The sequence below is a fragment of the Mycoplana sp. BE70 genome (assembly GCF_031455855.1).
Taxonomy (GTDB): Bacteria; Pseudomonadota; Alphaproteobacteria; order Rhizobiales; family Rhizobiaceae; genus Mycoplana.
Genome location: NZ_JAVDTM010000002.1, coordinates 461,563 through 482,178 on the forward strand (window position 1 = coordinate 461,563; position 20,616 = coordinate 482,178).

Annotated in this window: 22 protein-coding genes; 14 read left to right on the forward strand and 8 right to left on the reverse strand. The window is 65.3% G+C overall.

Annotated features, from left to right (window positions below; genetic code table 11):
- The first annotated feature begins 81 nt into the window (after positions 1-81).
- The 4 genes from J2Y48_RS05530 to J2Y48_RS05545 all read left to right on the forward strand — a co-directional run bounded on the left by J2Y48_RS05530 (position 82) and on the right by J2Y48_RS05545 (position 2,026).
- Positions 82-576: an Lrp/AsnC ligand binding domain-containing protein gene (locus tag J2Y48_RS05530; protein WP_310413926.1), complete on the forward strand. Its 495-nt coding sequence runs from the start codon at positions 82-84 to the stop codon at positions 574-576.
- A 115-nt stretch (positions 577-691) separates the two neighbouring features.
- The gene (locus J2Y48_RS05535) at positions 692-991 is read left to right on the forward strand and encodes a DUF6074 family protein (protein WP_310413929.1); all 300 of its coding nucleotides are present in this window, start codon (positions 692-694) and stop codon (positions 989-991) included.
- 264 nt (positions 992-1,255) lie between these two features.
- Positions 1,256-1,729: an Rrf2 family transcriptional regulator gene (locus J2Y48_RS05540; RefSeq protein ID WP_310413932.1), complete on the forward strand. Its 474-nt coding sequence runs from the start codon at positions 1,256-1,258 to the stop codon at positions 1,727-1,729.
- Between the two features lie 51 nt (positions 1,730-1,780).
- Positions 1,781-2,026, forward strand: coding sequence for a hypothetical protein (locus J2Y48_RS05545; protein WP_310413935.1), 246 nt, complete (start codon positions 1,781-1,783; stop codon positions 2,024-2,026).
- A gap of 105 nt (positions 2,027-2,131) precedes the next feature.
- Here the strand turns inward: J2Y48_RS05545 and J2Y48_RS05550 are convergent, their stop codons facing one another.
- Genes J2Y48_RS05550 through J2Y48_RS05570 form a run of 5 tightly spaced genes read right to left on the reverse strand, consistent with a single transcriptional unit; the run spans position 2,132 to position 6,639 of the window.
- A complete protein-coding gene (locus tag J2Y48_RS05550) occupies positions 2,132-2,833 on the reverse strand; it encodes an ABC transporter ATP-binding protein (RefSeq protein ID WP_310413938.1) in 702 nt (233 codons plus the stop codon).
- Positions 2,820-3,608 (reverse strand): ABC transporter ATP-binding protein, encoded by a 789-nt coding sequence (locus tag J2Y48_RS05555; protein ID WP_310413941.1) that lies wholly within the window; start codon positions 3,606-3,608, stop codon positions 2,820-2,822. The genes J2Y48_RS05550 and J2Y48_RS05555 overlap by 14 nt, the downstream gene beginning before the upstream one ends.
- The gene (locus tag J2Y48_RS05560; RefSeq protein ID WP_310413944.1) at positions 3,605-4,552 is read right to left on the reverse strand and encodes a branched-chain amino acid ABC transporter permease; all 948 of its coding nucleotides are present in this window, start codon (positions 4,550-4,552) and stop codon (positions 3,605-3,607) included. The genes J2Y48_RS05555 and J2Y48_RS05560 overlap by 4 nt, the downstream gene beginning before the upstream one ends.
- A complete protein-coding gene (locus J2Y48_RS05565) occupies positions 4,552-5,424 on the reverse strand; it encodes a branched-chain amino acid ABC transporter permease (protein WP_310413947.1) in 873 nt (290 codons plus the stop codon). The genes J2Y48_RS05560 and J2Y48_RS05565 overlap by 1 nt, the downstream gene beginning before the upstream one ends.
- Before the next feature lie 42 nt (positions 5,425-5,466).
- A complete protein-coding gene (locus tag J2Y48_RS05570; RefSeq protein ID WP_310413950.1) occupies positions 5,467-6,639 on the reverse strand; it encodes an ABC transporter substrate-binding protein in 1,173 nt (390 codons plus the stop codon).
- Positions 6,640-6,895: 256 nt separating this feature from the next.
- On the opposite strand from J2Y48_RS05570, the gene J2Y48_RS05575 reads away from it, so the two are divergent.
- From J2Y48_RS05575 to paaE, 7 genes are all read left to right on the forward strand, one after another.
- Positions 6,896-7,534: a TetR/AcrR family transcriptional regulator gene (locus J2Y48_RS05575; protein WP_310413952.1), complete on the forward strand. Its 639-nt coding sequence runs from the start codon at positions 6,896-6,898 to the stop codon at positions 7,532-7,534.
- Entirely contained in the window at positions 7,531-8,436 is a 906-nt protein-coding gene (gene paaX, locus J2Y48_RS05580) for a phenylacetic acid degradation operon negative regulatory protein PaaX (RefSeq protein WP_405030159.1), read from the forward strand. The genes J2Y48_RS05575 and paaX overlap by 4 nt, the downstream gene beginning before the upstream one ends.
- A gap of 118 nt (positions 8,437-8,554) precedes the next feature.
- Positions 8,555-9,544: a 1,2-phenylacetyl-CoA epoxidase subunit PaaA gene (gene paaA, locus J2Y48_RS05585; protein ID WP_310413955.1), complete on the forward strand. Its 990-nt coding sequence runs from the start codon at positions 8,555-8,557 to the stop codon at positions 9,542-9,544.
- 12 nt (positions 9,545-9,556) lie between these two features.
- Positions 9,557-9,841: a 1,2-phenylacetyl-CoA epoxidase subunit PaaB gene (gene paaB, locus J2Y48_RS05590; protein ID WP_310413957.1), complete on the forward strand. Its 285-nt coding sequence runs from the start codon at positions 9,557-9,559 to the stop codon at positions 9,839-9,841.
- 103 nt (positions 9,842-9,944) lie between these two features.
- Positions 9,945-10,718: a 1,2-phenylacetyl-CoA epoxidase subunit PaaC gene (gene paaC, locus J2Y48_RS05595; protein ID WP_310413960.1), complete on the forward strand. Its 774-nt coding sequence runs from the start codon at positions 9,945-9,947 to the stop codon at positions 10,716-10,718.
- A gap of 23 nt (positions 10,719-10,741) precedes the next feature.
- Positions 10,742-11,257, forward strand: coding sequence for a 1,2-phenylacetyl-CoA epoxidase subunit PaaD (gene paaD / locus J2Y48_RS05600; protein ID WP_310413963.1), 516 nt, complete (start codon positions 10,742-10,744; stop codon positions 11,255-11,257).
- Between the two features lie 13 nt (positions 11,258-11,270).
- Positions 11,271-12,407, forward strand: a complete 1,137-nt coding sequence (gene paaE, locus J2Y48_RS05605; protein ID WP_310413966.1) for a 1,2-phenylacetyl-CoA epoxidase subunit PaaE — start codon at positions 11,271-11,273, stop codon at positions 12,405-12,407.
- A 490-nt stretch (positions 12,408-12,897) separates the two neighbouring features.
- Here paaE and paaK read toward each other — a convergent pair whose 3' ends face one another.
- From paaK to paaG, 3 genes are read right to left on the reverse strand one after another with little or no spacing between them, the layout of a single operon-like run.
- Entirely contained in the window at positions 12,898-14,229 is a 1,332-nt protein-coding gene (gene paaK / locus J2Y48_RS05610) for a phenylacetate--CoA ligase PaaK (RefSeq protein ID WP_310413968.1), read from the reverse strand.
- A gap of 34 nt (positions 14,230-14,263) precedes the next feature.
- Positions 14,264-14,713, reverse strand: coding sequence for a hydroxyphenylacetyl-CoA thioesterase PaaI (gene paaI / locus J2Y48_RS05615; RefSeq protein ID WP_310413971.1), 450 nt, complete (start codon positions 14,711-14,713; stop codon positions 14,264-14,266).
- Entirely contained in the window at positions 14,710-15,495 is a 786-nt protein-coding gene (paaG, locus tag J2Y48_RS05620) for a 2-(1,2-epoxy-1,2-dihydrophenyl)acetyl-CoA isomerase PaaG (RefSeq protein ID WP_310413974.1), read from the reverse strand. Before paaG ends, paaI begins: the two co-directional genes overlap by 4 nt.
- A gap of 136 nt (positions 15,496-15,631) precedes the next feature.
- Here paaG and paaN point away from each other — a divergent pair, with 136 nt between their 5' ends.
- From paaN to J2Y48_RS05635, 3 genes are read left to right on the forward strand one after another with little or no spacing between them, the layout of a single operon-like run.
- Positions 15,632-17,287, forward strand: coding sequence for a phenylacetic acid degradation protein PaaN (gene paaN, locus J2Y48_RS05625; RefSeq protein WP_310413977.1), 1,656 nt, complete (start codon positions 15,632-15,634; stop codon positions 17,285-17,287).
- A 22-nt stretch (positions 17,288-17,309) separates the two neighbouring features.
- Positions 17,310-18,518, forward strand: a complete 1,209-nt coding sequence (pcaF, locus tag J2Y48_RS05630; RefSeq protein ID WP_310413980.1) for a 3-oxoadipyl-CoA thiolase — start codon at positions 17,310-17,312, stop codon at positions 18,516-18,518.
- Between the two features lies 1 nt (position 18,519).
- Positions 18,520-20,592, forward strand: coding sequence for an FAD-dependent oxidoreductase (locus J2Y48_RS05635; protein ID WP_310413984.1), 2,073 nt, complete (start codon positions 18,520-18,522; stop codon positions 20,590-20,592).
- Positions 20,593-20,616: the final 24 nt, after the last annotated feature.

Consider the following 20,616-nt stretch of genomic DNA (forward strand, 5'->3'; position numbering starts at 1 on the left):
GAAGCTGAAACCATGTTGACTTGATTTTCGCTTCATTTAGGCCGATCGATCTATTTATCGACGACTTGAAAGGCTGAATGAATGGCAAAGACGCAAACTACCGACGATTTGGATCAGTTCGACATTCGCATCCTCGACGTCCTCAGCCAGGACGGCCGGCTCTCGGTGACAGAGTTGTCCAAGCGGGTGGGATTGTCAAAGACTCCCTGCCAGGCGCGCCTGAAGCGGCTGATCGACGAGGGCTTCATCCTCGGCTTCCATGCCGAGATCAACCTGCGCAAGCTCGGCCTCGACCACATCGCCTTTGCCGAGGTGAAGCTTTCGGACACGCGCGAAAAGGCGCTGGAGGCCTTCAACAACGCCGTGCGCCGCATCCAGGAGGTCGAGGAATGCCACATGATCGCCGGCTCCTTCGACTATCTGCTCAAGGTGCGGACCTCCGACATCCGCAAATATCGCGAGGTGCTGGGCGAAAAGATCTCCAGCCTGCCGAATGTCGCCAACACCTCAACCTTCGTGGTCATGCAGGCTGTCAAGGATAGCGGCGCCACAAACATCCCCACCGCCCTGCTGTAGGCAACTCTGTCGTATCTGCATCAAGCCGCTTCGGCACAGCACAACCGGACCGGAAACCTGACGTTAACCATGCGCCCCGTATGCAGGACTTACCGCACATGAGGGGACAGCATACATGACCGCAGCATCTGTAAACATCGGCCTGACATCGCGCACTGGCCCAGTGCCGTTTCCGATGGCCCGGCGGACGGGGATCGTCCGGCGCTGTGCTGCCGAGTTGGAGGCTCTGCATGGCGAAGCGGCCCAGCGGTACTGGCGCACGGAATGCCGCAAGCTTGCCGACGAATTGCTGGCGCTTGGCTGCGCCGAGGCGGAAATGCGCCTGCAGGTGCTGGATTTCCAGGACGAGGTCCAGGCCGAACTTCGCCGCCGGCACCTGGCGGATGCGACGCGCGACGAGGCTGTGCGGGGCTGATCGACCCGCCGGGATGCATTTGGCAGCGCTCCGTGCAAACCGAGCAGGGAGTGGCTATCCTTACACCCGTCGGCTTGCATAAGCAGTTGCGATAAAATACATATTTTTTATACGTTTTTAGCACTTGGCGCCTAAAATGCGTCGGAATCATCCGTAATGGGTGGCTGACGATCATCCCCCGAACACACGGGTGAATTCCTGGAAGCGGGTGCGCCTGGTGCGCGACCCGGCGAATGTCGATTTGCAGGCAGAAAGCAGGCGGGCATGCTGACGAAAAAGGGCAAGTACGGGCTGAAGGCTCTGGTCGACCTGGCGCGGCTTGCACCCGGCGAAACCGCATTCGTCAGCGAGATCGCGCTGCGCAACAACATTCCGAAGAAGTTTCTCGACACCATCCTGCTCGAACTGCGCAATGCCGGCATCCTTCGGTCCAAGAAAGGGCCGGGGGGTGGCTATGCGCTGTCACAGCCGGCGTCGGCAATCCGCATTGGCCACGCCATCCGCGTCCTCGACGGGCCACTGGCGCCGATCCGCTGCGCCAGCCGTACGGCCTACGAAGCCTGCGACGATTGCGCCGACCCCGAGACCTGCCAGGTGCGCCGCTCGATGACGGAAGTGCGCGATGCCATCGCCGCCATCCTCGACACGATGACGCTGGAACAATTCGTCGCCGCGCCCGGCGTGGCCGGCCTGGCCGAAGAGGACGAACCGGCAAAGAAGGTCGTCGGCCGATCGTAACGGATTAAACCACCAAATCTATAGACTATTGACACGCGCCACGATTTTGCCATGATCGTTGCTGGACCGTTAACGGTCGGGCACGACGGGGGTGGATGCATGTTCTATATGGGCGGAATGACTCTCGGCTATCTGTCGCCGATTCCGAGACAAGCCGATGAAGGCGAAGCCGACAAACGGGACCCAGCTCCGGCCGAGACCAGGATCCGCATAAGGCTGCTGGACCTGCTGAAGCCGGCCGTTCCCCAGAAGGCGCGGCAGGAGCACACGGCCTGGCCCATCCACGTGTTCTACTGATTTCTGCAGACCGACAGCGACAAACGGGAGCACGGCCTGATCGGAGGCACGCGCCGCCGCGATGACAGACCGCAACTCCGCTCCGGATGCGGGTCGCGCTATCCGCTACAATCCCAGATAGGCTTCCATGACCTTCGGATCGGTCAGCAGCGCGCTCGCCGCGCCGGCAAGGACCACCTCGCCGGTTTCCAGCACATAGCCGCGGTCGGCGATTGCCAACGCGGCCGATGCGTTCTGCTCGACCAACAGGATCGCCATACCGCGCGCCTTCAGGTTGGTGACAGCGGCCAGGATCTGGTCGATCAGAAGCGGCGATAGGCCGAGCGAGGGCTCGTCCAGCAGCAGCAACTCCGGTTCGGCCATCAGGGCGCGCCCGATCGCCAGCATCTGCTGCTGGCCGCCTGACAGGCCGGAAGCGGGCTGGGCGCGCTTCTCGGCAAGGATCGGGAACATGGCATAGACGTCGGCGAGGCTCTCGTCGGTCCGGTCGCGGCCGCGGCGGAAGGCGCCGAGGCGAAGATTGTCCTCGACGCTGAGCGGGCCGAAGATCTGCCGTCCCTCCGGCGACTGCACGAGGCCCCGGGCGACGCGCTCGTGCGGCGGCAACTTCTGGATCTCCTTGCCTGCCAGCTGGATACGGCCCGACAGGATCGGCTGCACGCCCGAAAGCGCGCGCAGCAGCGTCGTCTTGCCGGCACCGTTCGAGCCGACGATCGCCACCACCTCGCCGTTGCCGATGTCCAGCGACACGTCGTGCAGCACGCGGATGCGGCCGTAGGCGGAATTCAGTCCCTCAACCTTGAGCACGATCCGCCTCCCTTGCGCCATGTTCACCAAGATAGGCGGCGATCACCGCCGGGTCGTTGCGGACGGTCTCGGGGGTGCCTTCGGCAAGTCGCTTGCCCTCGGCCAGCACGAGAATGCGGTGGGAGATGCGCATGACGAGCTTCATGTCGTGCTCGATCAGGACGACGGCGATGCCGCTTGCGGCAATCTCGCTGATCAGTTGGTCGATCGCCTCGCTCTCAACGGCGTTGCAACCGGCGGCCGGCTCGTCGAGGAGCAGCACCTTCGGCTCGGACGCGAGCGCGCGGGCGATCTCGAGGCGCTTCAGGGCGCCGTAGGGAAGGGAGCCGGCCGACATGTCGGCGTAACGCGCAAGGCCGACGCGGTCGAGGAGTTGCAGCGCAGCCTCGCGGGTGGTGCGGTTCTGGCGGGCCACGCCCGGCAGGCCGAGCAGGTCGGACAGGAACGACGTCTTCTCGGTCAGGTGGAACCCGACCATAACGTTTTCCAGCGCCGTCATGCGGAAGAAGATCTGCAGGTTCTGGAAGGTGCGCACCATGCCGCGCTTGACAAGCAGGTGGGGGGCGACACCGCTGACCTTCTCGCCGTCCAGCATGACGGTGCCGCGGTCGGCCTGGTAGACACCGGTGACGATGTTGAACAGCGTCGTCTTGCCGGCGCCGTTCGGGCCGATGATCGAGAAGACCTCGCCCGGCTTGACCGCGAAGGAGACATTGTCGACCGCGACGAGGCCGCCGAAGGAAATTCCGGTGTTTTCGACCTGGAGAATGCTCATGCCGCACGCTCCGTCCAAACCTTGCGCAATGCAGGCACGATGCCGGCCGGCAGGAAGATCATGAAGACCATGATCAGGAGGCCGAGTACCATCTGTTCGTAGTCGTGCAGCGCCGTCAGCGCCTGCGGCAGCACCACCAGGAAGGCAGCCCCGACCACCGCACCGAAGACGGAACCGAGGCCGCCGATGATGACCATGGCGACGAGTTCGATCGAGTTCATGAAGCCGGCGACGTCGGGGGTCACAAGGCCGTTCATCAACCCGATCAGGCCGCCGGCAACCGCGCCGTAAATCGCAGCGAGCACGAAGGCGTTGAGCTTCTTCGAGGCTACGTCGATGCCGGTGGCGGACGCGGCGACCTCGCTGTCATGGAGTGCGCGCAGGGCGCGGCCCGTGGGGCTTGCGCCGATGTTCAGCGCGATCGCGGCGCCGACGAGCATGACGCCGGCGGTCACCCAGTACCAGGTGGACGCCCCGGAGAGCTTCAGCCCGAACAGCGTCGCCCGCGCGACCTTCATGCCGTCCGGACCGCCGGTGAAATCGCTCTCGCCGGTGATGACGAGCGAGACGATCATGCCGAAACCGAGCGTGGCGATCGCCAGATAGTAGCCCTTCAGCTTCAGGATCGGCTTGCCAACGATCCAGGCGATCAGGCCGGCAAGCACGGCGCCGAGAACGAGGGCTGCCAGCGGATGCAGGCCAAGATATTCAGGGCCGAGCGCCACCGAATAGGCGCCGATGCCGAGAAAGCCGGCGTGGCCGAGGCTGACCTGCCCGGCATAGCCCATCAGGATCGTCAGGCCCATCGCGGCGAGCGAAAAGGTCCAGACGAGAGCCGCGACGCGCAGATAGAAGCCGGACGGCGCGACGAGGGGGACGATCGCGATGATGACCGCAAGTACGACAAGCGGCAGGAAGCGGCTATTGAGCAGCGACTTCGCCATCAGACGCGCTCCACGCTCTTCGAGCCGAACAGGCCGCGCGGCATGACAAACAGCACAAGCAGGATGGCGAGGAAGGCGACGGCGTCCTTGTAGGCCGAGCTGATGTAGCCGGCGCCGAACGCTTCCAGAATGCCAATCAACAACCCGCCGACGAGGGCACCCTGCGGCGAGCCCATGCCGCCGACCATGGCGGCGGCGAAGCCCTTGAGCGCGAAGATCGTGCCGATGTCGTAGCGGGTCAGGGTGATCGGTGCGACGAGAATGCCGGCAAGCGCGCCCATCGCGGCCGACAGCCCGAAGGCGAGGCCGAGCATGACACGGACGTTGATGCCGACGAGGCGGGCGGCGAGCCGGTTGGCGGCGGTGGCGATCAGCGCCTTGCCGGTCAGCGTGCGCGTCAGGAAGAGGTAGAGCGCGACGAAAAGGATGATAGCGCCGGCGAGGACCCAGAGGCTCTGCGGCAGGATGGCGGCGCCGGCGATATTGATCGGGTCGGCGCCGGAGAAGGCGGGCAGGGTGTGGAACTGCTTGTCGAAGACGATCTGCGCCACGCCTTTGATGAAGATCGAGGCGCCGATCGTGATCATGATCAGGGTGACGGGCGAGGCGCCGCGCGCCGGCTCGATCGCGAGCCGGTGCAATAGCAGGCCGACGAGGACGGCGCCGATCACGGCGACCAGCGCCGCGATCGGCAGCGACAGGCCGGCCGCCATGAGGAACACCGTTCCCATGCCGCCGATCATGACGAAGTCGCCCTGGGCGAAGTTGATCACGTCGGAGGCGTTGTAGATCAGCGTGAAGCCGAGGGCGACGAGCGCGTAGACGGCGCCCACGGTCAACCCGGATATCAACAGCTGCAGGAATTCGCTCATGGCCCGGTTACCCGCTCGTCGAAGATTGTAATGGGACGCGACTTACTGCGCGGCCGTCTCCGGCACCCAGTCGCCGTTCTCGATCCGCAGCAGACGGAAGGATTCGGTGCCGAGGCCCAAGTGGTCTTCGGCCGACATCGTGTAGATGCCGGTCACGCCGACATAGCCGTTCGTCGCCTCGATCGCGTCGCGGATCGCCGCCGGATCGTCCGAGCCGGCTTTCTCAATCGCCGCGGCCAGCAGCGACAGGCCGTCATAGGCGTAGCCGCCGAAGGTCGAGACGGGCTGGCCGGTGGCGGCCTCGTAGGCCTGCTTGTAGGCGGTGACGACCGGCTTCTGCTTGTCGTCGTCGGCAAGCTTGTCGGCGATCAAAAGCGCCGGCGCCGGCAGGCGCACGCCCTCGGCCGCCTTGCCGGCCAGCTCGATGAAGCTTTTCGAGGCGACGCCATGCGACTGGTAGAGCGGAGCGGTCAGGCCGAGCTGCGCGTAGTTGCGCGTCACGATCGCCGGGCCCTGGCCGAAGCCCGGGTTGACGATTGCCTGGATGCCTTCCGTGTTCTTGATCTTGTTCAGCTGCGGCGTCATGTCGGCGTCGGTCGGGCCATAGCTTTCGTCGACGAGCACTTCGATGCCGTAGTCGCCGATCACGTTCATGCACTGGTTTCGCATCGACTTGCCGAAGCCGTCGGTGCCGGAGATCATGCCGATCTTCATCAGGCCGCGCGCCTTCATGTCCTCGAAGATCTTCATGCAGGCGGTCTTGTCGGTGTGCGGCGTCTTGAAGACGAACGGATTGACCGGGTCGATGATCTCGATTGCGCCGGCTAGCGAGATGAAGGGGATTTCCGCATCCTCGAACACCGGGACCATCGCCATCGTGGCGCCTGTCGACGTGCCGCCGACCATGGCGACGACGCCGTCGTCCTCGACCAGGCGGGTGGCGTAGGTGAGCGCCTTGTTGGCATCGCCGCCGTCGTCATAGAGGATCAGCTCGATCGGCCGGCCGAGAATGCCGCCCTTGGCGTTGATCTGGTCGGCGACGAGCTTGAGCGTCTTGGCTTCGGGATCGCCGAGGAAGGCGGTGGAGCCGGTGGCGGACACGACGGAGCCGATCTTGATCGGGTCGGCTGCGGCAACCGGGGCAACGCCTGCTGCAAGAAGGGCTGAGGCAGCGACGGCGCCGAGAATCGCGCGACGGGTCGACGTGAAGGTCATGATCGGAACTCCTCCCAAAGTGTCCAGGTTCGGCGGGCGCCCGAAGAGGCGCGACAGGGCCAGTTTGCAATTTGCGAAAGTCAGGTTATGATTAACCGACCGATTGGTCAATCAATAATTTCCGCTTGACGCTTCAGGCGGTTCGCCGATCCGGCGCGACTTTACGCCGGCCCAGGCGATTGATAGACCGATCAAGCAACTATACCGCGCGCCGGCGCGCCGGCGGCGAAAATGGCTAGCGATTGGACTTCTGCACATGGCCCGCACCCGCGCCCAGGACTACGACACCAAGCGTCTGGCGATCTTGCAGCGCTCGGCGGAGCTGTTTGCCCGCTTCGGCTTTCCCGGAACCTCGATCAACATGATCGCGGAAGCCTGTGGCGTGTCAAAGGCGCTTCTCTACCACTACTACCCGGACAAGGAAGCGCTGCTCTTCGACATCCTCAACGACCATCTGCAGGAGCTGGTCGAGGTGATGGGGCAGGCCTCCGCCTCGACGGAGGATCCGAAGCTGCGGGTTCGGGCGATTGCGATGGCCCTGCTTGACGCATATCGCGACGCCGATGCGGAGCACCAAGTACAGATCGCCAACCTGAAGCTCCTCTCCGACGACCGACGCGAAGTTCTGCTTGCGATGGAGCGCCAGCTTGTCGTCTTGCTTTCCGACGCGCTGGCCGAAGCGCTGCCGGAGATTGGCAAGGGGCCGCTTCTGAAGCCCTTGACCATGTCGATGTTCGGCATGCTCAACTGGCACTACCTATGGTTCCGCGAAGGCAAGGGGCTGACGCGCGAGGCGTATGCCGACATGGTCACGAGCCTGATCCTGACCGGCGCGCCGCAGGTTGCCCTGCCCGAAGCTTCGGATGGCAAGATCAGCCAGATCGGTCAGCGATGACGACACAGACCCGGACACAGCCGCCGGATGCAGCCGCCCTGCGGCAAGCACTGTCGCAGGTGCTCGACCGGCTGCAGTCGCAGCCATCGCGCACCTGGTCGATCATAATCACCTTTTACGGTGACGCCTTGCTGCCGCGGGGCGGCTCGGTCTGGCTCGGCACGCTGAATTCCTTCTTCAAGGGCTTGGACATCGCCGACGGCGTGGTGCGGACGGCGATGTCGCGACTGGCGGCGGACGGCTGGCTGGAGCGCAATAAGGTCGGCCGCAACAGCTTCTACCGGCTCGGTGCGAAGGGACGCGAGACGTTCTTCGAGGCGGCCAACCGTATCTACAATCCGAAGGTCGCCGACTGGGATGGCCATTTTACCATACTGATGCCGGCGCCGGGGCCGGACCGGGACATCCTGCGCAAGGCGCTGGAGCAGGCCGGATATGGCGCTCCCTTGCCGGGAACCTGGATTGCGCCCTCCGGCTGGACCATCCCCGAGGTCGCCCGCGATGAGCCACGGCTTGTGGCGCAAGGCTCGGAGGCCGACATGCGCGCGCTTGCAGAACGGGCCTGGCCGCTCGCCGTCCTCGCCGACCACTACCGCCATTTCATCGCCGATTTCAGCCCGCTGCTGGCCGCCCTCGAACAGGGCCTGCACCCGTCCGATCTAGGCGCCATCACGGCGCGCGTGCTGATGATCTACGAGTATCGCCGCATCGTGCTGCGCGATCCCGGTCTGCCGGCGGCGATCCTGCCGGCGAACTGGCCGGGGACGGCGGCGCGGCAGCTGTGCGCCGCGCTCTATCGCCATCTCGCCGCCGCGTCGGAACGCTGGCTCGACCAGAACGGCATGGACGAGGACGGACCGCTGAAACCGTCGCGCATCTCGATGGCCGACCGTTTCGTATAAAACCTTTCATTTTCAACGCTCAAAGCCACGTGTCTTTGTTGCAGCGCAAAGTGTTACAAAAAATCGTTGTCGAACTGATTTCTGTTACATATAGTGCCCCCATTCGATGGAGGATGCCATGTATACGCAAGCTCTCAACGCCAATCCCGATGCCGGCGACCGCCAGCTCGAGGATGCGGCGCTGCTCGAAAAGTTCCAGGCACGCATCGATGCGGAAGATCGCATCGAGCCGAACGACTGGATGCCGGCAGCCTACCGCAAGACGCTGACGCGCCAGATTTCCCAGCACGCCCACTCCGAAATTGTCGGCATGCTGCCGGAAGGCAACTGGATCACCCGCGCGCCGTCGCTGCGCCGCAAGGCGGCCCTGCTGGCCAAGGTGCAGGACGAATGCGGCCATGGCCTCTATCTCTATACGGCCGCCGAAACGCTCGGCGTCTCGCGCGAGGAGCTGGTCGACCAGCTTTTGACCGGCAAGGCGAAGTACTCCTCCATCTTCAACTATCCGACGCTCACCTGGGCCGACATCGGCGCGATCGGCTGGCTCGTCGACGGGGCTGCGATCATGAACCAGATCCCGCTCTGTCGCTGTTCCTACGGCCCCTATTCGCGGGCGATGATCCGGGTCTGCAAGGAAGAATCCTTCCACCAGCGCCAGGGCTACGAGATCATGGTGACCCTGTCGAAGGGCAATGCCGAACAGAAGGAAATGGCGCAGGACGCGCTGAACCGCTGGTGGTGGCCGTGCCTGATGATGTTCGGCCCGCCGGATGCGGCAAGCCAGCATTCCGACCAGTCCACCCGCTGGAAGATCAAGCGCTTCTCCAACGACGAGCTGCGCCAGAAATTCATCGACGCCACCGTGCCGCAGGCCCACTATCTCGGGCTGACGCTGCCCGACCCGGACCTCAAGTTGAACGAGGAAACCGGCCACTGGGAATATGGCGCGATCGACTGGGACGAGTTCAAGCAAGTGATTTCCGGCAACGGCCCGTGCAACCGGGAGCGTCTCGCCGCTCGCAACAAGGCCCATGCGGAAGGCGCCTGGGTGCGCGAAGCCGCACTCGCCTTCGCCGAAAAACGTCGCGCCCGCAAGGCAGCGGCTTAAGGAGAACAGGACATGAAGGACATTTTTCCGCTCTGGGAAGTTTTCATCCGCTCGCGCAACGGCCTGGCCCACAAGCATGTCGGTTCCCTGCATGCGAGCGATGCCACGCTGGCGCTGCAGGCTGCCCGCGACATCTACACCCGTCGCGGTGAAGGGCTGTCGATCTGGGTCGTGCCGTCGAACGCGATCACGGCCTCCGATCCGGCCGACAAGGACATGATGTTCGAGCCGACCGCTTCGAAGATCTATCGCCACCCGACGTTCTACGACGTGCCGGAGGAAGTCGGCCACATGTAAGCTTAGGCTTATGGCCTGACGATCCGTGCATGACGACCCGGTGGTGCGCTGCCGGAAGGACCCGTTCATCGTTCGCCAAGACGGACGACCCTGGAGGAAACCCATGGCGAAGACCATTCGCGTCAACGAAACGCCGCTCGTTCTCTATACGCTCCGCCGCGCCGACGACGCGCTGATCCTTGGCCATCGCCTCTCCGAATGGTGCGGCCACGCGCCGATGATGGAAGAGGACATGGCGCTTGCCAACATGGCGCTCGACCTGATCGGCCAGGCGCGCTCGCTCTACACCTACGCCGGTGAGGCGGAGGGCGAGGGGCGGACCGAAGACGATTTCGCCTACTGGCGCGACGAGCGCGGCTATCGCAATCTTTTGCTCGTCGAGCAGCAGAATGGCGATTTCGCCCGCACGATCATGCGCCAGTTCCTCTACGCCAACCTTGCCGACCTCTACTGGCGGGCGATGATGAAGTCGGAGGACGAGACGCTCGCTGCGATCGCGGCCAAGAGCGAGAAGGAGATGGCCTACCACGTGCGCCATACCGCCGAGTGGGTGATCCGGCTCGGTGACGGCACGACGGAAAGCCATGCCCGCATCGCCGCGGCACTCGACGAGCTTTGGCCTTATACGGGCGAGCTGTTCGAGATGGACGCCTCCGAAAAGGCTCTGGTGGACGCCGGCATCGCCGTCGATCTTGGCAGCCTGCGCGACCAGTGGCGCGCCAACGTCAAGGCGGTCCTCGACGAAGCGACACTGACGACGCCCGAGGACGGCTGGATGCAGAAGGGCGGCCGCACCGGCATTCACAGCGAGCACCTCGGCCACCTGCTCTCCGAAATGCAGCACGTCCAGCACACGATCCCCGGAGCGGTCTGGTGATGGCCGGGCGGGAAAGCCAGCCGATGCCGGCATCTTTTCCGCCGGCGGACACTGACGCGCTGCTGGCGCACGCACGTGCGGTTGCCGCCACCGTCTCCGACCCGGAAATCCCGGTCCTGTCGATCGATGATCTCGGCGTCCTGCGCGACCTGAAGATTGCCGAGGACGGCGCGCTCGAAGTCTTCATCACCCCGACCTATTCCGGTTGTCCGGCGATGAACATGATCACGCTGGAACTGGAGCTGGCGCTGGAGAAGGCCGGCTTCGACCGGGTCAAGGTGACGACGGTGCTGTCGCCCGCCTGGACGACCGACTGGATGACCGAGGACGGCAAGCGCAAGCTGAAGGAATACGGCATCGCCCCGCCCTCCGAAAAGCGTGCCGGCCGCGGCGCCCTGTTCGGCGCCGACGAGGTGCAATGTCCCCGTTGCGGGTCCGTCCGCACAAACCGGCTTGCCGAGTTCGGCTCGACCTCCTGCAAGGCTCTTTGGCAGTGCCAGGACTGCCGCGAGCCCTTCGACTATTTCAAATGTCATTGACGAGGTGATCCGGATGTCCGTTTCCCAACAAACCACGACCGCCGCCCAGGCCCATGCGCCGACGTCCGCTCCACAGCACGCCCCGCGCTTCCACAGGCTGCGCGTCGCCGACATCACGCGCGAGACCGACCACGCCGTCTCCGTCGCCTTCGACGTGCCGGATGATCTGGCGGATGACTATAGTTTCGAGCCGGGCCAATACCTGACGTTGCGCGCCACGATCGGCGGCGAGGACCTGCGCCGCTCCTATTCGATCTGTTCCGGGCCGAAGGACGGCGACCTGCGGGTCGCGATCAAGCGCCTCGACGACGGCATCTTCTCCAACTGGGTGAACGACGGGCTGAAGGCCGGCGACGAGATGGAGGTGATGACGCCGACCGGACGTTTCGGCCTCGCCAACGCACCCGGTGATGGCCGCATCCATGTCGGCTTTGCCGCCGGCTCGGGCATCACGCCGATCCTGTCGATCATGCGCGGCGTGCTAGAGATGGAGCCCGACAGCCACTTCTTCCTATTCTACGGCAACCGCTCGACCGGCGACATGCTGTTCCGCACGGCGCTGGAGGAACTGAAGGACCGCTTCCTTGGCCGCCTCGCCGTGTTCCACGTGCTGAGCAAGGAAGAGCAGGATATTTCCGTTCTCAACGGCCGTCTCGACGGCGAGAAGGCACGGGTGCTGCTGACCTCGATGGTGCCGGCGAAGATGGTTGACCACGTCTTCATCTGCGGCCCCACCGGCATGATCGATGATCTCGAGGCGACACTGAAGGACCTCGGCATCGCCGAGAGTTGCATCCACACCGAGCGCTTCGTCTCGGTCTTCAATGGCCGCCCGCGGGCGCCGGTGAAGGTCGCGCCCGACGCACCGCCGGCGCATACCGCGCTCCTGACGGTCGACGGCAAGCGCCGCGAGGTGCCGGTTGCCGAGGGTGAATCGATCCTCGACGCGGCCCTGCGCGCCGGCATGGACCTGCCGTTCGCCTGCAAGGGCGGTATGTGCTCGACCTGCCGGGCCAAGGTGGTCGAGGGCGAGGCGCCGATGGAGGTCAATTATTCGCTGGAGCCCTGGGAAGTGGAAGCCGGCTTTGTGCTGACCTGCCAGGCGCATCCGAAAAGCGCCCATGTCGTGGTCGACTTCGACCAGATGTGAGGCCTTGGGGTGGGGCGCTGCGACCGCCCCACCGTTCACGACGAGCAGGATACAAAGAAGGCCGGCGCTCAAAGCGACCGGCCTTTCATCCCCCAGCCCCAGGCCAGCAAAGCGTAGCGCATCGATGCATACGATGCCTTTCGCGCGCGAGGGGTTCCTGTAAAGCGCGCCGGTTCGTGTCCGGCTGTTCGTTCTTGGCAGCGCACTTCCCCCCAAGATGCGTCGCGGAGGCAAAGTCGCACGCGATGCGTCCGTTGTCCTTGTGCTTTTGCAAGCGAGGTTGTGAAAACTTACCGCACCCGCGCGACTCCGTCATGCCGGACTCGATCCGGCATCCAGTGCGCTCAAGTGTTTGAGCGCAAAAAGCCTCTTTTGCGCCGCGAACGCGGCGCAACTGGATCCCGATCAAATCCGGGTGACGGAGGCAACTGTTAGTATGTCAGCAGTCTGGGCTCGGACTTAGATCCGGCCCTTGGTCGATCGGAAAAACCTAATCCTTTGGACGCTTGTCTATGACGCGCTTGGCCTTGCCTTCGGAGCGGATCACCGAGTTCGGGGCCTGGATGGCGATGGCGGTCGAAATGCCGATCGTGTCCTTGATGTGCTTGGCCAGGCGCTGTGCATGCGCCTGCAGGCCCTCGCCGTCCCAATGCTCCTGGCGCGCTTCGGCGACCACGGTCATCTTGTCCATGCGGCCTTCGCGGGAGAGCTCGATGACGAAGTGGCCGGCGCACCAGTTGGTGGCGAGCAGCGCTTCCTCGATCTGGCTTGGGAAGACGTTGACGCCGCGCAGGATGATCATGTCGTCGGAGCGGCCGGTGACCTTCTCCATGCGGCGCATGCCGGGACGTGCGGTGCCGGGAAGCAGGCGGGTGAGGTCGCGGGTGCGGTAGCGGATGATCGGGAAGGCTTCCTTCGTCAGCGAGGTGAAGACCAGCTCGCCATATTCGCCGTCCTCGACCGGCATGCCGGTGTCCGGATTGATGATTTCCGGCAGAAAGTGGTCTTCCCAGATGTGCAGTCCATCCTTGGTGTCGACGCATTCCTGCGCGACGCCGGGGCCGATCACCTCGGACAGGCCGTAGATGTCGGTCGCCTGCATGTCGAAGGCGTGCTCGATCTCCTGGCGCATGGCGTTCGTCCACGGCTCGGCACCGAAAATACCGTATTTCAGCGTGGTGGAGCGCGGGTCGATGCCGGCCCTGGTGAAGCCGTCGAGCAGCGCCAGCATGTAGCTCGGCGTCACCATGATGATGTCCGGCTGGAAGTCGCTGATGAGCTGGACCTGCCGCTCGGTCATGCCGCCGGACATCGGAACAACGGTGCAGCCGAGCCGCTCGGCTCCGTAGTGGGCGCCGAGACCGCCTGTGAACAGGCCGTAGCCATAGGCGACGTGGACCATCATGCCCGGTTTGCCGCCGGCCGCACGGATCGAGCGGGCCATGACGTCGGCCCACATGTCGATGTCGTTCTTCGTGTAGCCGACGACGATCGGCTTGCCGGTCGTGCCGGAGGAGCCGTGCACGCGGGCGAGCTTTTCCTTCGGTACGGCGAGCATGCCGTAGGGATAGGTATCGCGCAGGTCCTGCTTCACCGTGAAGGGGAACTTGGCGAGATCGGACAGATCGCGGAAATCGGAGGGATGGACGCCGGCCGCGTCGAACTTCTGCCGGTAGAACGGCACATTCTCATAGGCGTGCCGCAGCGACCAGGCGAGACGTTCGCGCTGCAGCGACTGGATGCGGTCGCGCGAAGCGCGCTCGTGCTCATCGAGGCCGACAAAATCCTGGCTCGATTGGATGTTGGGGAACCTCATGTTCATATTCTCCTCCGTCGCGACCTGTCCTCCGACAGGATCATGCAGGCTTGTTGGTTTGCGGTCCATCAATTCCGATGAAGGAACTGCCGAGGCTGCGCGAGTGGCCACGGAACTCGGCAATCGTCACGCCGCCGACGCTGACCTTTACGTCGTAAATGCCGGAACGGCCGGAGCGCGAGACCTCGCGTGCCTCGGCCGTCAGCAGATCGCCAAGCCGGCCGGGCCGGATGTAGCTGATGCTGCAATGGGCGGCGACGGTGGTCTCGCCATAGGAATTGCAAGCAAAGGCAAAGGCGCTGTCGGCAAGCGCGAAGATGAAGCCGCCATGGGCTGTGCCATGGCCGTTGGTCATCGCCTCATGGACCGTCATGGTCAGCGTTGCCTTGCCGGGCTCGACGGAAACGACCTCCATGCCGAGCCCCTGGCTGGCCAGGTCGCTGGCCCACATGGTCTCGGCCGAAAGCGTTGCGAGTTCGGCACCGGTCATTTCGCTTTTCCCGTAAAGACCGCCGGGCGCTTTTCCATGAAGGCTTTCACGCCCTCGGCATAATCAGGCGTTTGGCCGGCCTGGCGCTGCAGGTCGCGCTCCAGGTCGAGCTGAGTGTCGAGGTCGTTGGCGCTGGAGGCCTGCATCGCTTCCTTGATCAGCGCCAGGCCCTGGGTCGGCTGGATGGCGAAATGGGCGGCAAGCGCCTCGGCTTCCGCCATCAGCTTGTCGTCATCAACGACTTTCCAGATCAGGCCCCATTCCTCGGCCTTCTCCGCCGAAAGCGGCTCGGCCGTGAATGCGAGCGCCTTGGCGCGCGCCTCACCGATCAGGCGCGGCAGGAAGAAGGTGCCGCCGGAATCCGGCACGAGGCCGATCTTGGCGAAAGACTGGATGAAGCGGGCCGAGCGCGCCGCGAGCACGATGTCGCAGGCAAAGGCGATGTTGGCGCCCGCACCGGCAGCGACGCCATTGACGGCGCAGACGACCGGCTTGCGAAGCGCGCGCAGGCGGCGCACCAGCGGATTGTAGAAGGTCTCGATCGTGTAGCCGAGATCCGGCGGGCCGTCCTTGCCGACGCGATCGGAGAGGTCCTGGCCGGCGCAGAAGCCGCGGCCTTCGCCGGTCAGCAGCACGGCGCGACAGCTTTCGTCGGCGGCCTCCTCGAGGGCTGCGGCAAGCGCGCGGTGCATCTCCTCATTAAAGGAGTTCAACCGGTCCGGCCGGTTCAGCGTGATCCTGGTCCAGCCATCGCGCCGGTCCACCTTGATCGTCGATGTCACTTTCCGCCTCCCATGGCTGGGTCAAATAAGTTTCACTTGAATTGACCGATCGTTCGGTTAATAATTAGCCGAAATCGACCTCGTGTCAACTGTCAAGCACAGCCGGGCACAGCCAGGGCCGACCGTGGAGGATAGCATGACCGGACTGTTCGAGAAGCATCGCGACCTCTTGGCCGATGCAGGGAATGCCATTGATACGCGCGGCTTCTGGAGCGCGTTTTCGGAAGTCCCGCGCACCTATGGCGAAGCGCTGCCGTCCGAGGGCAAGGCCGCCTTCGAGGCGCTGCTCGACCAGCCCTTCGCGCTCGACCAGGGGACCGATGACGGCCATGTCGGCGGCGAGGTCTCGCCCTTTGGTCGCACGCTCGGCATCACCTATCCGCGCACCGGCATCGACCGGCTGATCGCGCGCGCTTCCGCAGCTTCCGCGGGCTGGGCGCAGGCGAGCGTCGAGGCACGCTGCGGCGTGGCGCTTGAGATCATCACCCGGCTGAATCAGGCCTCCTTCCTGATGGCGCACGCGGTCGAGCAGACGACCGGCCAGGCCTTCGCCATGGCCTTCCAAGCCGGCGGCCCGCACGCGCAGGACCGCGCTCTCGAAGCCGTCGCCTACGCCTATCGCGAGATGACGCGCATCCCGCACGGCGGCGTCGCCTGGGAGAAGCCGGCCGGCCGCAACGTCATTCGGTTGACGAAGGAATTCCACATCGTGCCGCGCGGCATCGGCCTCGTCATTGCCTGCGCGACCTTCCCGACCTGGAACGGCTATCCGGCGCTCTTCGCCGACCTCGTCACCGGCAACCCGGTGATCGTCAAGCCGCATCCGGCGGTGATCCTGCCGCTGGCGATCACCGTGAAGATCGCCCGCGAGGTGCTGTCCGAGGCCGGCTTTGACGCAGATGTCATTCAGCTCGCGGTCGACACACCCGAGGCACCTGTCGCGCCGACGCTGGCCATTCACCCGGCGGTTGCCCTAGTCGACTTCACGGGTTCCTCCGAGTTCGGCGGCTGGCTGCGCGAGCATGTTCGCGGCAAGCCGGTCTTCACCGAGGAAACCGGCATCAACACGATTGTCATCGACAGCACGAACGATTTTTCGGCCATGTGCCAGAACATCGCCTTTTCGCTGTCGCTCTACAGCGGCCAGATGTGCACGACCCCGCAGGACATTTTCGTACCGCGCGGCGGCATCGATACGAATGAAGAGCACAAGAGCTTTGACGAGGTCGCTGGCGCCATCGCTGCGGCCGTCGATGGGCTGCTTGCCGACCCTCAGCGTGCGGCAGCGGTCTGCGGCGCGATCCAGAACCCGGCGACGCTCGAGCGTGTCGGCAAAGCGGCCGTCCTCGGTCGCGTCATTCGCGCCAGCGCTTCCGTCGACGGGCTCGAGAATGCGCGCACCGCGACCCCGCTGATCCTTGCGGTCGACGCGGCGGCCGAGACAGCCTACCTCAAGGAACAGTTCGGCCCGATCAGCTTCGTGGTATCCTGCGAAAATGCCACGGACGCGATCGATCGCGCCACGCGCGCGGCCAGAGCGAAGGGCGGCATCACCGCCGCACTCTACAGCCGCGACAGCGACCTGATCGACAAGACCGTCGGGCTCTATGCGCAGGCCGGCGTTCCGCTTTCGGTCAACCTGACCGGCGGCATCTATGTCAACCAGAGTGCCGCCTTCAGCGATTTCCACGTCACCGGCGCCAACCCCGCCGGCAATGCCTGCCTGACCGACACGGCCTTTGTTGCCCAGCGCTTCCGCGTTGTCTGCGTCCGCCGTCCGGCAGCGGCCTGAACTGCATTCCAAGGAGGATTTCATGTCGGAAGCCTATATCTGCGACTTCACCCGCACGCCGATCGGCCGCTATGGCGGCGCGCTCAAGGACGTCCGCGCCGACGACCTCGCCGCCCATCCGCTGCGCGTGCTGAAGGAGCGCAATCCGGGGATCGACTGGGAGGCGGTCGACGACGTGATCCTCGGCTGCGCCAACCAGGCGGGCGAGGACAATCGCGACGTGGCGCGCATGGCGGTGCTGCTCGCCGGCCTGCCGGTGAGCGTGCCGGGCACGACGATCAATCGCCTCTGCGGCTCGGGCCTCGATGCCGTCGGCATGGCGGCACGCGCGGTCAAGACCGGCGACGCCGACCTGGTGATCGCCGGCGGCGTCGAAAACATGACGCGCGCGCCCTTCGTCATGGGCAAGGCGACTGACGCCTTCTCGCGCCAGGCGGAAATCTTTGACACCACCATCGGCTGGCGCTTCGTCAACCCGGTGCTGAAGGCGCAGTACGGCGTCGATTCGATGCCGGAGACGGCGGAGAACGTCGCCGCCGACTTCAACATCTCGCGCGAGGACCAGGACCTCTTTGCCTATCGCTCGCAGCAGCGCACCAAGGCGGCGCAGGATGCCGGCTTCTTCGCCCGCGAGATTTCGCCGCTCGACATCGTCGGTAAGAAGGGCGCTGTGACCACCGTCAGCGTGGACGAACATCCGCGTGCGGAGACGACGCTGGAGCAGCTCGCCAAGCTGAAGGCGCCGTTCCGGAAGGAGGGCGGCTCGGTGACCGCCGGCAACGCGTCGGGCGTCAATGACGGCGCCGGCGCGCTGATCATCGCCTCCGAGGCCGCCGTCAAGCGCTATGGCCTGACGCCGCGCGCGCGCGTCGTTTCGGTCGTCTGCGCCGGCGTCGCTCCGCGCATCATGGGCATCGGCCCGGCCCCGGCGACGAAGAAGCTTCTGGAAAAGACCGGGCTGTCGCTCGCCGACATCGACCTGATCGAGCTGAACGAGGCCTTCGCCTCGCAGGGGCTCGCGGTCTTGCGCCAGCTCGGCCTGGCCGACGACGCCGAGCACGTCAACCCGCATGGCGGCGCGATCTCGCTCGGCCATCCGCTCGGGATGTCGGGGGCACGCCTTGCCATGACCGCCGTCAGCGCCCTGGAAGTGCGCGGCGGCAAGCGGGCGATCGCCACCATGTGCATCGGCGTCGGCCAGGGGATCGCCGGATTGATCGAAAGGGTGTGAGATGACCAGCCCTGCCCATCCCGTTTCCATTACCCGCCACGGCGGCATCGCCGTCATCACCATCGACTATGCGCCCGTCAATGCGCTTTCCAAGGCGGTGCGCGAGGGCCTTGCCTTTGCCGCTTCGGAGGTCGCCTCGGACGACAGCGTCACCGCCGCCGTCATCTACGGCGGTCCGGGCCGCTTCATCGCCGGCGCCGACCTGAAGGAAATGTCGCTGCCGCCGGACGAACCGTTCCTGCCCGACGTGGTGGCGGCGATCGATGCGCTGGAGAAGCCGGTTGTCGCCGCCATCGACGGCGCCGCCCTTGGTGGCGGGCTCGAGATCGCGCTTGCCTGCGACTACCGCATCGCCGGCCCGAAGGCGATGGTCGGACTGACGGAGACACGGCTCGGCATCATTCCCGGCGCCGGCGGCACCCAGCGGCTGCCGCGTCTGACCGGCATGGCCGCAGCGATCACCCTGATCGCCGAAGGCAAGATATTGAAGGCGGTGGAGGCCCAGAAGCAGGGCATCGTCGACCGCGTCATCGAGGGCGATCTGCTGGCTGCGGCGATCGCGGCGGCGGAGACGATGGAGAAGCGCCGCGTGCGCGAACTGCCGGTCCCCGAAGGCGACGAGGCCGAAGAAGAAAAAGCAGCCGCGGCCGCCATCGCCCGCGCCAAGGGCGTGCCGGCGGTGACAGAAGTCATTCCGATCATCCGCACGGCGCGCAACCCGGCCTTCTCCGACGGGCTCGCCACCGAGCGCGCCGCGTTCCTGCAACTGCGCGAGAGTGCGGAAGCCAAGTCGCTGCGCCACCTGTTCCTCTCCGAGCGCGAGGTCTGGAAGGTGCCGGGGCTGCCGAGTGCGCGGCCGGTCGCCAAGGTCGCCGTTATCGGCGCCGGCACCATGGGGGCCGGCATTGCCGTGGCGCTCGCGGATGCCGGACTGACGGTCACCGTCCTCGAACGCGACGAGGCGGCCGCCTCGGCGGGACAGGAGCGCGTGAAGGGACTCTACGGCCGGCAAGTCAAGAGCGGCCGCATCAGCGCCGAGACGATGGCCGAGCGGCTCGGGCGTCTTTCCGTCGTGGCCGACTGGAACGTGCTGTCCGAGCAGGATCTCGTCATCGAGGCGGCCTTCGAGGACATGGCCGTGAAGGCCGACATCTTCAAGCGGCTGGATGACCTTTGCAGACCCGGTTCGATCCTTGCGTCCAACACCTCCTATCTCGACCTCGATGCGATCGCAGCCATGACGAAGCGGCCGGAAGACGTGGTCGGCCTGCACTTCTTCTCGCCGGCCAACGTCATGAAGCTGCTGGAGGTCGTGCGCGGCGAAAAGACCAGCGCCGAGGCGCTTTCGACCGCGCTCTCGCTCGCGAAGAAGATCGGCAAGGTCCCGGTCGTCGCCGGCAATTGCGACGGCTTCATCGGCAACCGCATCTACGCGGTCTATCGCCGCCATGCCGAATACGTGATCGAAGACGGCGCGACGCCGGAGCAGGTGGATGCGGCACTCGAGGCCTACGGCTTCGCCATGGGCATCTTTTCCGTCTCCGACATGTCCGGCCTCGACATCGCCTATGCGATGCGCAAGCGCCGCGCCGCCAGCCGCGATTCCGGCGAGCGCTATGTGACGATCGCCGATACCCTGGTGGAAGCCGGCCGCCTCGGCCGCAAGACCGGCGCCGGCTGGTATGCCTATGACGCGGCCGGCAAGAAATCGGTCGATCCGGTGACCACGCAGACGATCGAGGCCGCCCGCGCAGCGAAGGACATTTCGCCCCGCGCCTTCACGCCGGAAGAGATCCAGCGCCGCCTTGTCGCCGTCATGGCGAACGAGGGCGCGAAAGTGCTCGCCGAGGGGATCGCGCTGCGCGCCTCCGACATCGATCTCGCCTTCGTCAACGGCTACGGCTTCCCGCGTCTCAAGGGCGGGCCGATGTGGGCCGCAGACCAGATCGGGCTTACGCGCGTCCTCGAAGAAGTCGAGGCGGCACACAAGGCCGGCGGCACCGGTTCCGAACCGGCCCCGCTTCTCACCGAACTTGCCCGCTCGGGCAGCACCTTTGCCGCGTGGCGCCGCTAAGCGCAGCGCAAACAAGGAGATCAT

Excerpts from the sequence above, each read along its gene's own strand:
- J2Y48_RS05530 (WP_310413926.1), top strand. The coding sequence starts at position 82 with ATGGCAAAGACGCAAACTACCGACGATTTGGATCAGTTCGACATTCGC.
- J2Y48_RS05535 (WP_310413929.1), top strand. The coding sequence starts at position 692 with ATGACCGCAGCATCTGTAAACATCGGCCTGACATCGCGCACTGGCCCA.
- J2Y48_RS05540 (WP_310413932.1), top strand. The coding sequence starts at position 1,256 with ATGCTGACGAAAAAGGGCAAGTACGGGCTGAAGGCTCTGGTCGACCTG.
- J2Y48_RS05545 (WP_310413935.1), top strand. The coding sequence starts at position 1,781 with ATGATCGTTGCTGGACCGTTAACGGTCGGGCACGACGGGGGTGGATGC.
- J2Y48_RS05555 (WP_310413941.1), bottom strand. The coding sequence starts at position 3,608 with ATGAGCATTCTCCAGGTCGAAAACACCGGAATTTCCTTCGGCGGCCTC.
- J2Y48_RS05560 (WP_310413944.1), bottom strand. The coding sequence starts at position 4,552 with ATGGCGAAGTCGCTGCTCAATAGCCGCTTCCTGCCGCTTGTCGTACTT.
- J2Y48_RS05565 (WP_310413947.1), bottom strand. The coding sequence starts at position 5,424 with ATGAGCGAATTCCTGCAGCTGTTGATATCCGGGTTGACCGTGGGCGCC.
- J2Y48_RS05570 (WP_310413950.1), bottom strand. The coding sequence starts at position 6,639 with ATGACCTTCACGTCGACCCGTCGCGCGATTCTCGGCGCCGTCGCTGCC.
- J2Y48_RS05575 (WP_310413952.1), top strand. The coding sequence starts at position 6,896 with ATGGCCCGCACCCGCGCCCAGGACTACGACACCAAGCGTCTGGCGATC.
- paaX (WP_405030159.1), top strand. The coding sequence starts at position 7,531 with ATGACGACACAGACCCGGACACAGCCGCCGGATGCAGCCGCCCTGCGG.
- paaA (WP_310413955.1), top strand. The coding sequence starts at position 8,555 with ATGTATACGCAAGCTCTCAACGCCAATCCCGATGCCGGCGACCGCCAG.
- paaB (WP_310413957.1), top strand. The coding sequence starts at position 9,557 with ATGAAGGACATTTTTCCGCTCTGGGAAGTTTTCATCCGCTCGCGCAAC.
- paaC (WP_310413960.1), top strand. The coding sequence starts at position 9,945 with ATGGCGAAGACCATTCGCGTCAACGAAACGCCGCTCGTTCTCTATACG.
- paaD (WP_310413963.1), top strand. The coding sequence starts at position 10,742 with ATGCCGGCATCTTTTCCGCCGGCGGACACTGACGCGCTGCTGGCGCAC.
- paaE (WP_310413966.1), top strand. The coding sequence starts at position 11,271 with ATGTCCGTTTCCCAACAAACCACGACCGCCGCCCAGGCCCATGCGCCG.
- paaK (WP_310413968.1), bottom strand. The coding sequence starts at position 14,229 with ATGAACATGAGGTTCCCCAACATCCAATCGAGCCAGGATTTTGTCGGC.
- paaI (WP_310413971.1), bottom strand. The coding sequence starts at position 14,713 with ATGACCGGTGCCGAACTCGCAACGCTTTCGGCCGAGACCATGTGGGCC.
- paaN (WP_310413977.1), top strand. The coding sequence starts at position 15,632 with ATGACCGGACTGTTCGAGAAGCATCGCGACCTCTTGGCCGATGCAGGG.
- pcaF (WP_310413980.1), top strand. The coding sequence starts at position 17,310 with ATGTCGGAAGCCTATATCTGCGACTTCACCCGCACGCCGATCGGCCGC.
- J2Y48_RS05635 (WP_310413984.1), top strand. The coding sequence starts at position 18,520 with ATGACCAGCCCTGCCCATCCCGTTTCCATTACCCGCCACGGCGGCATC.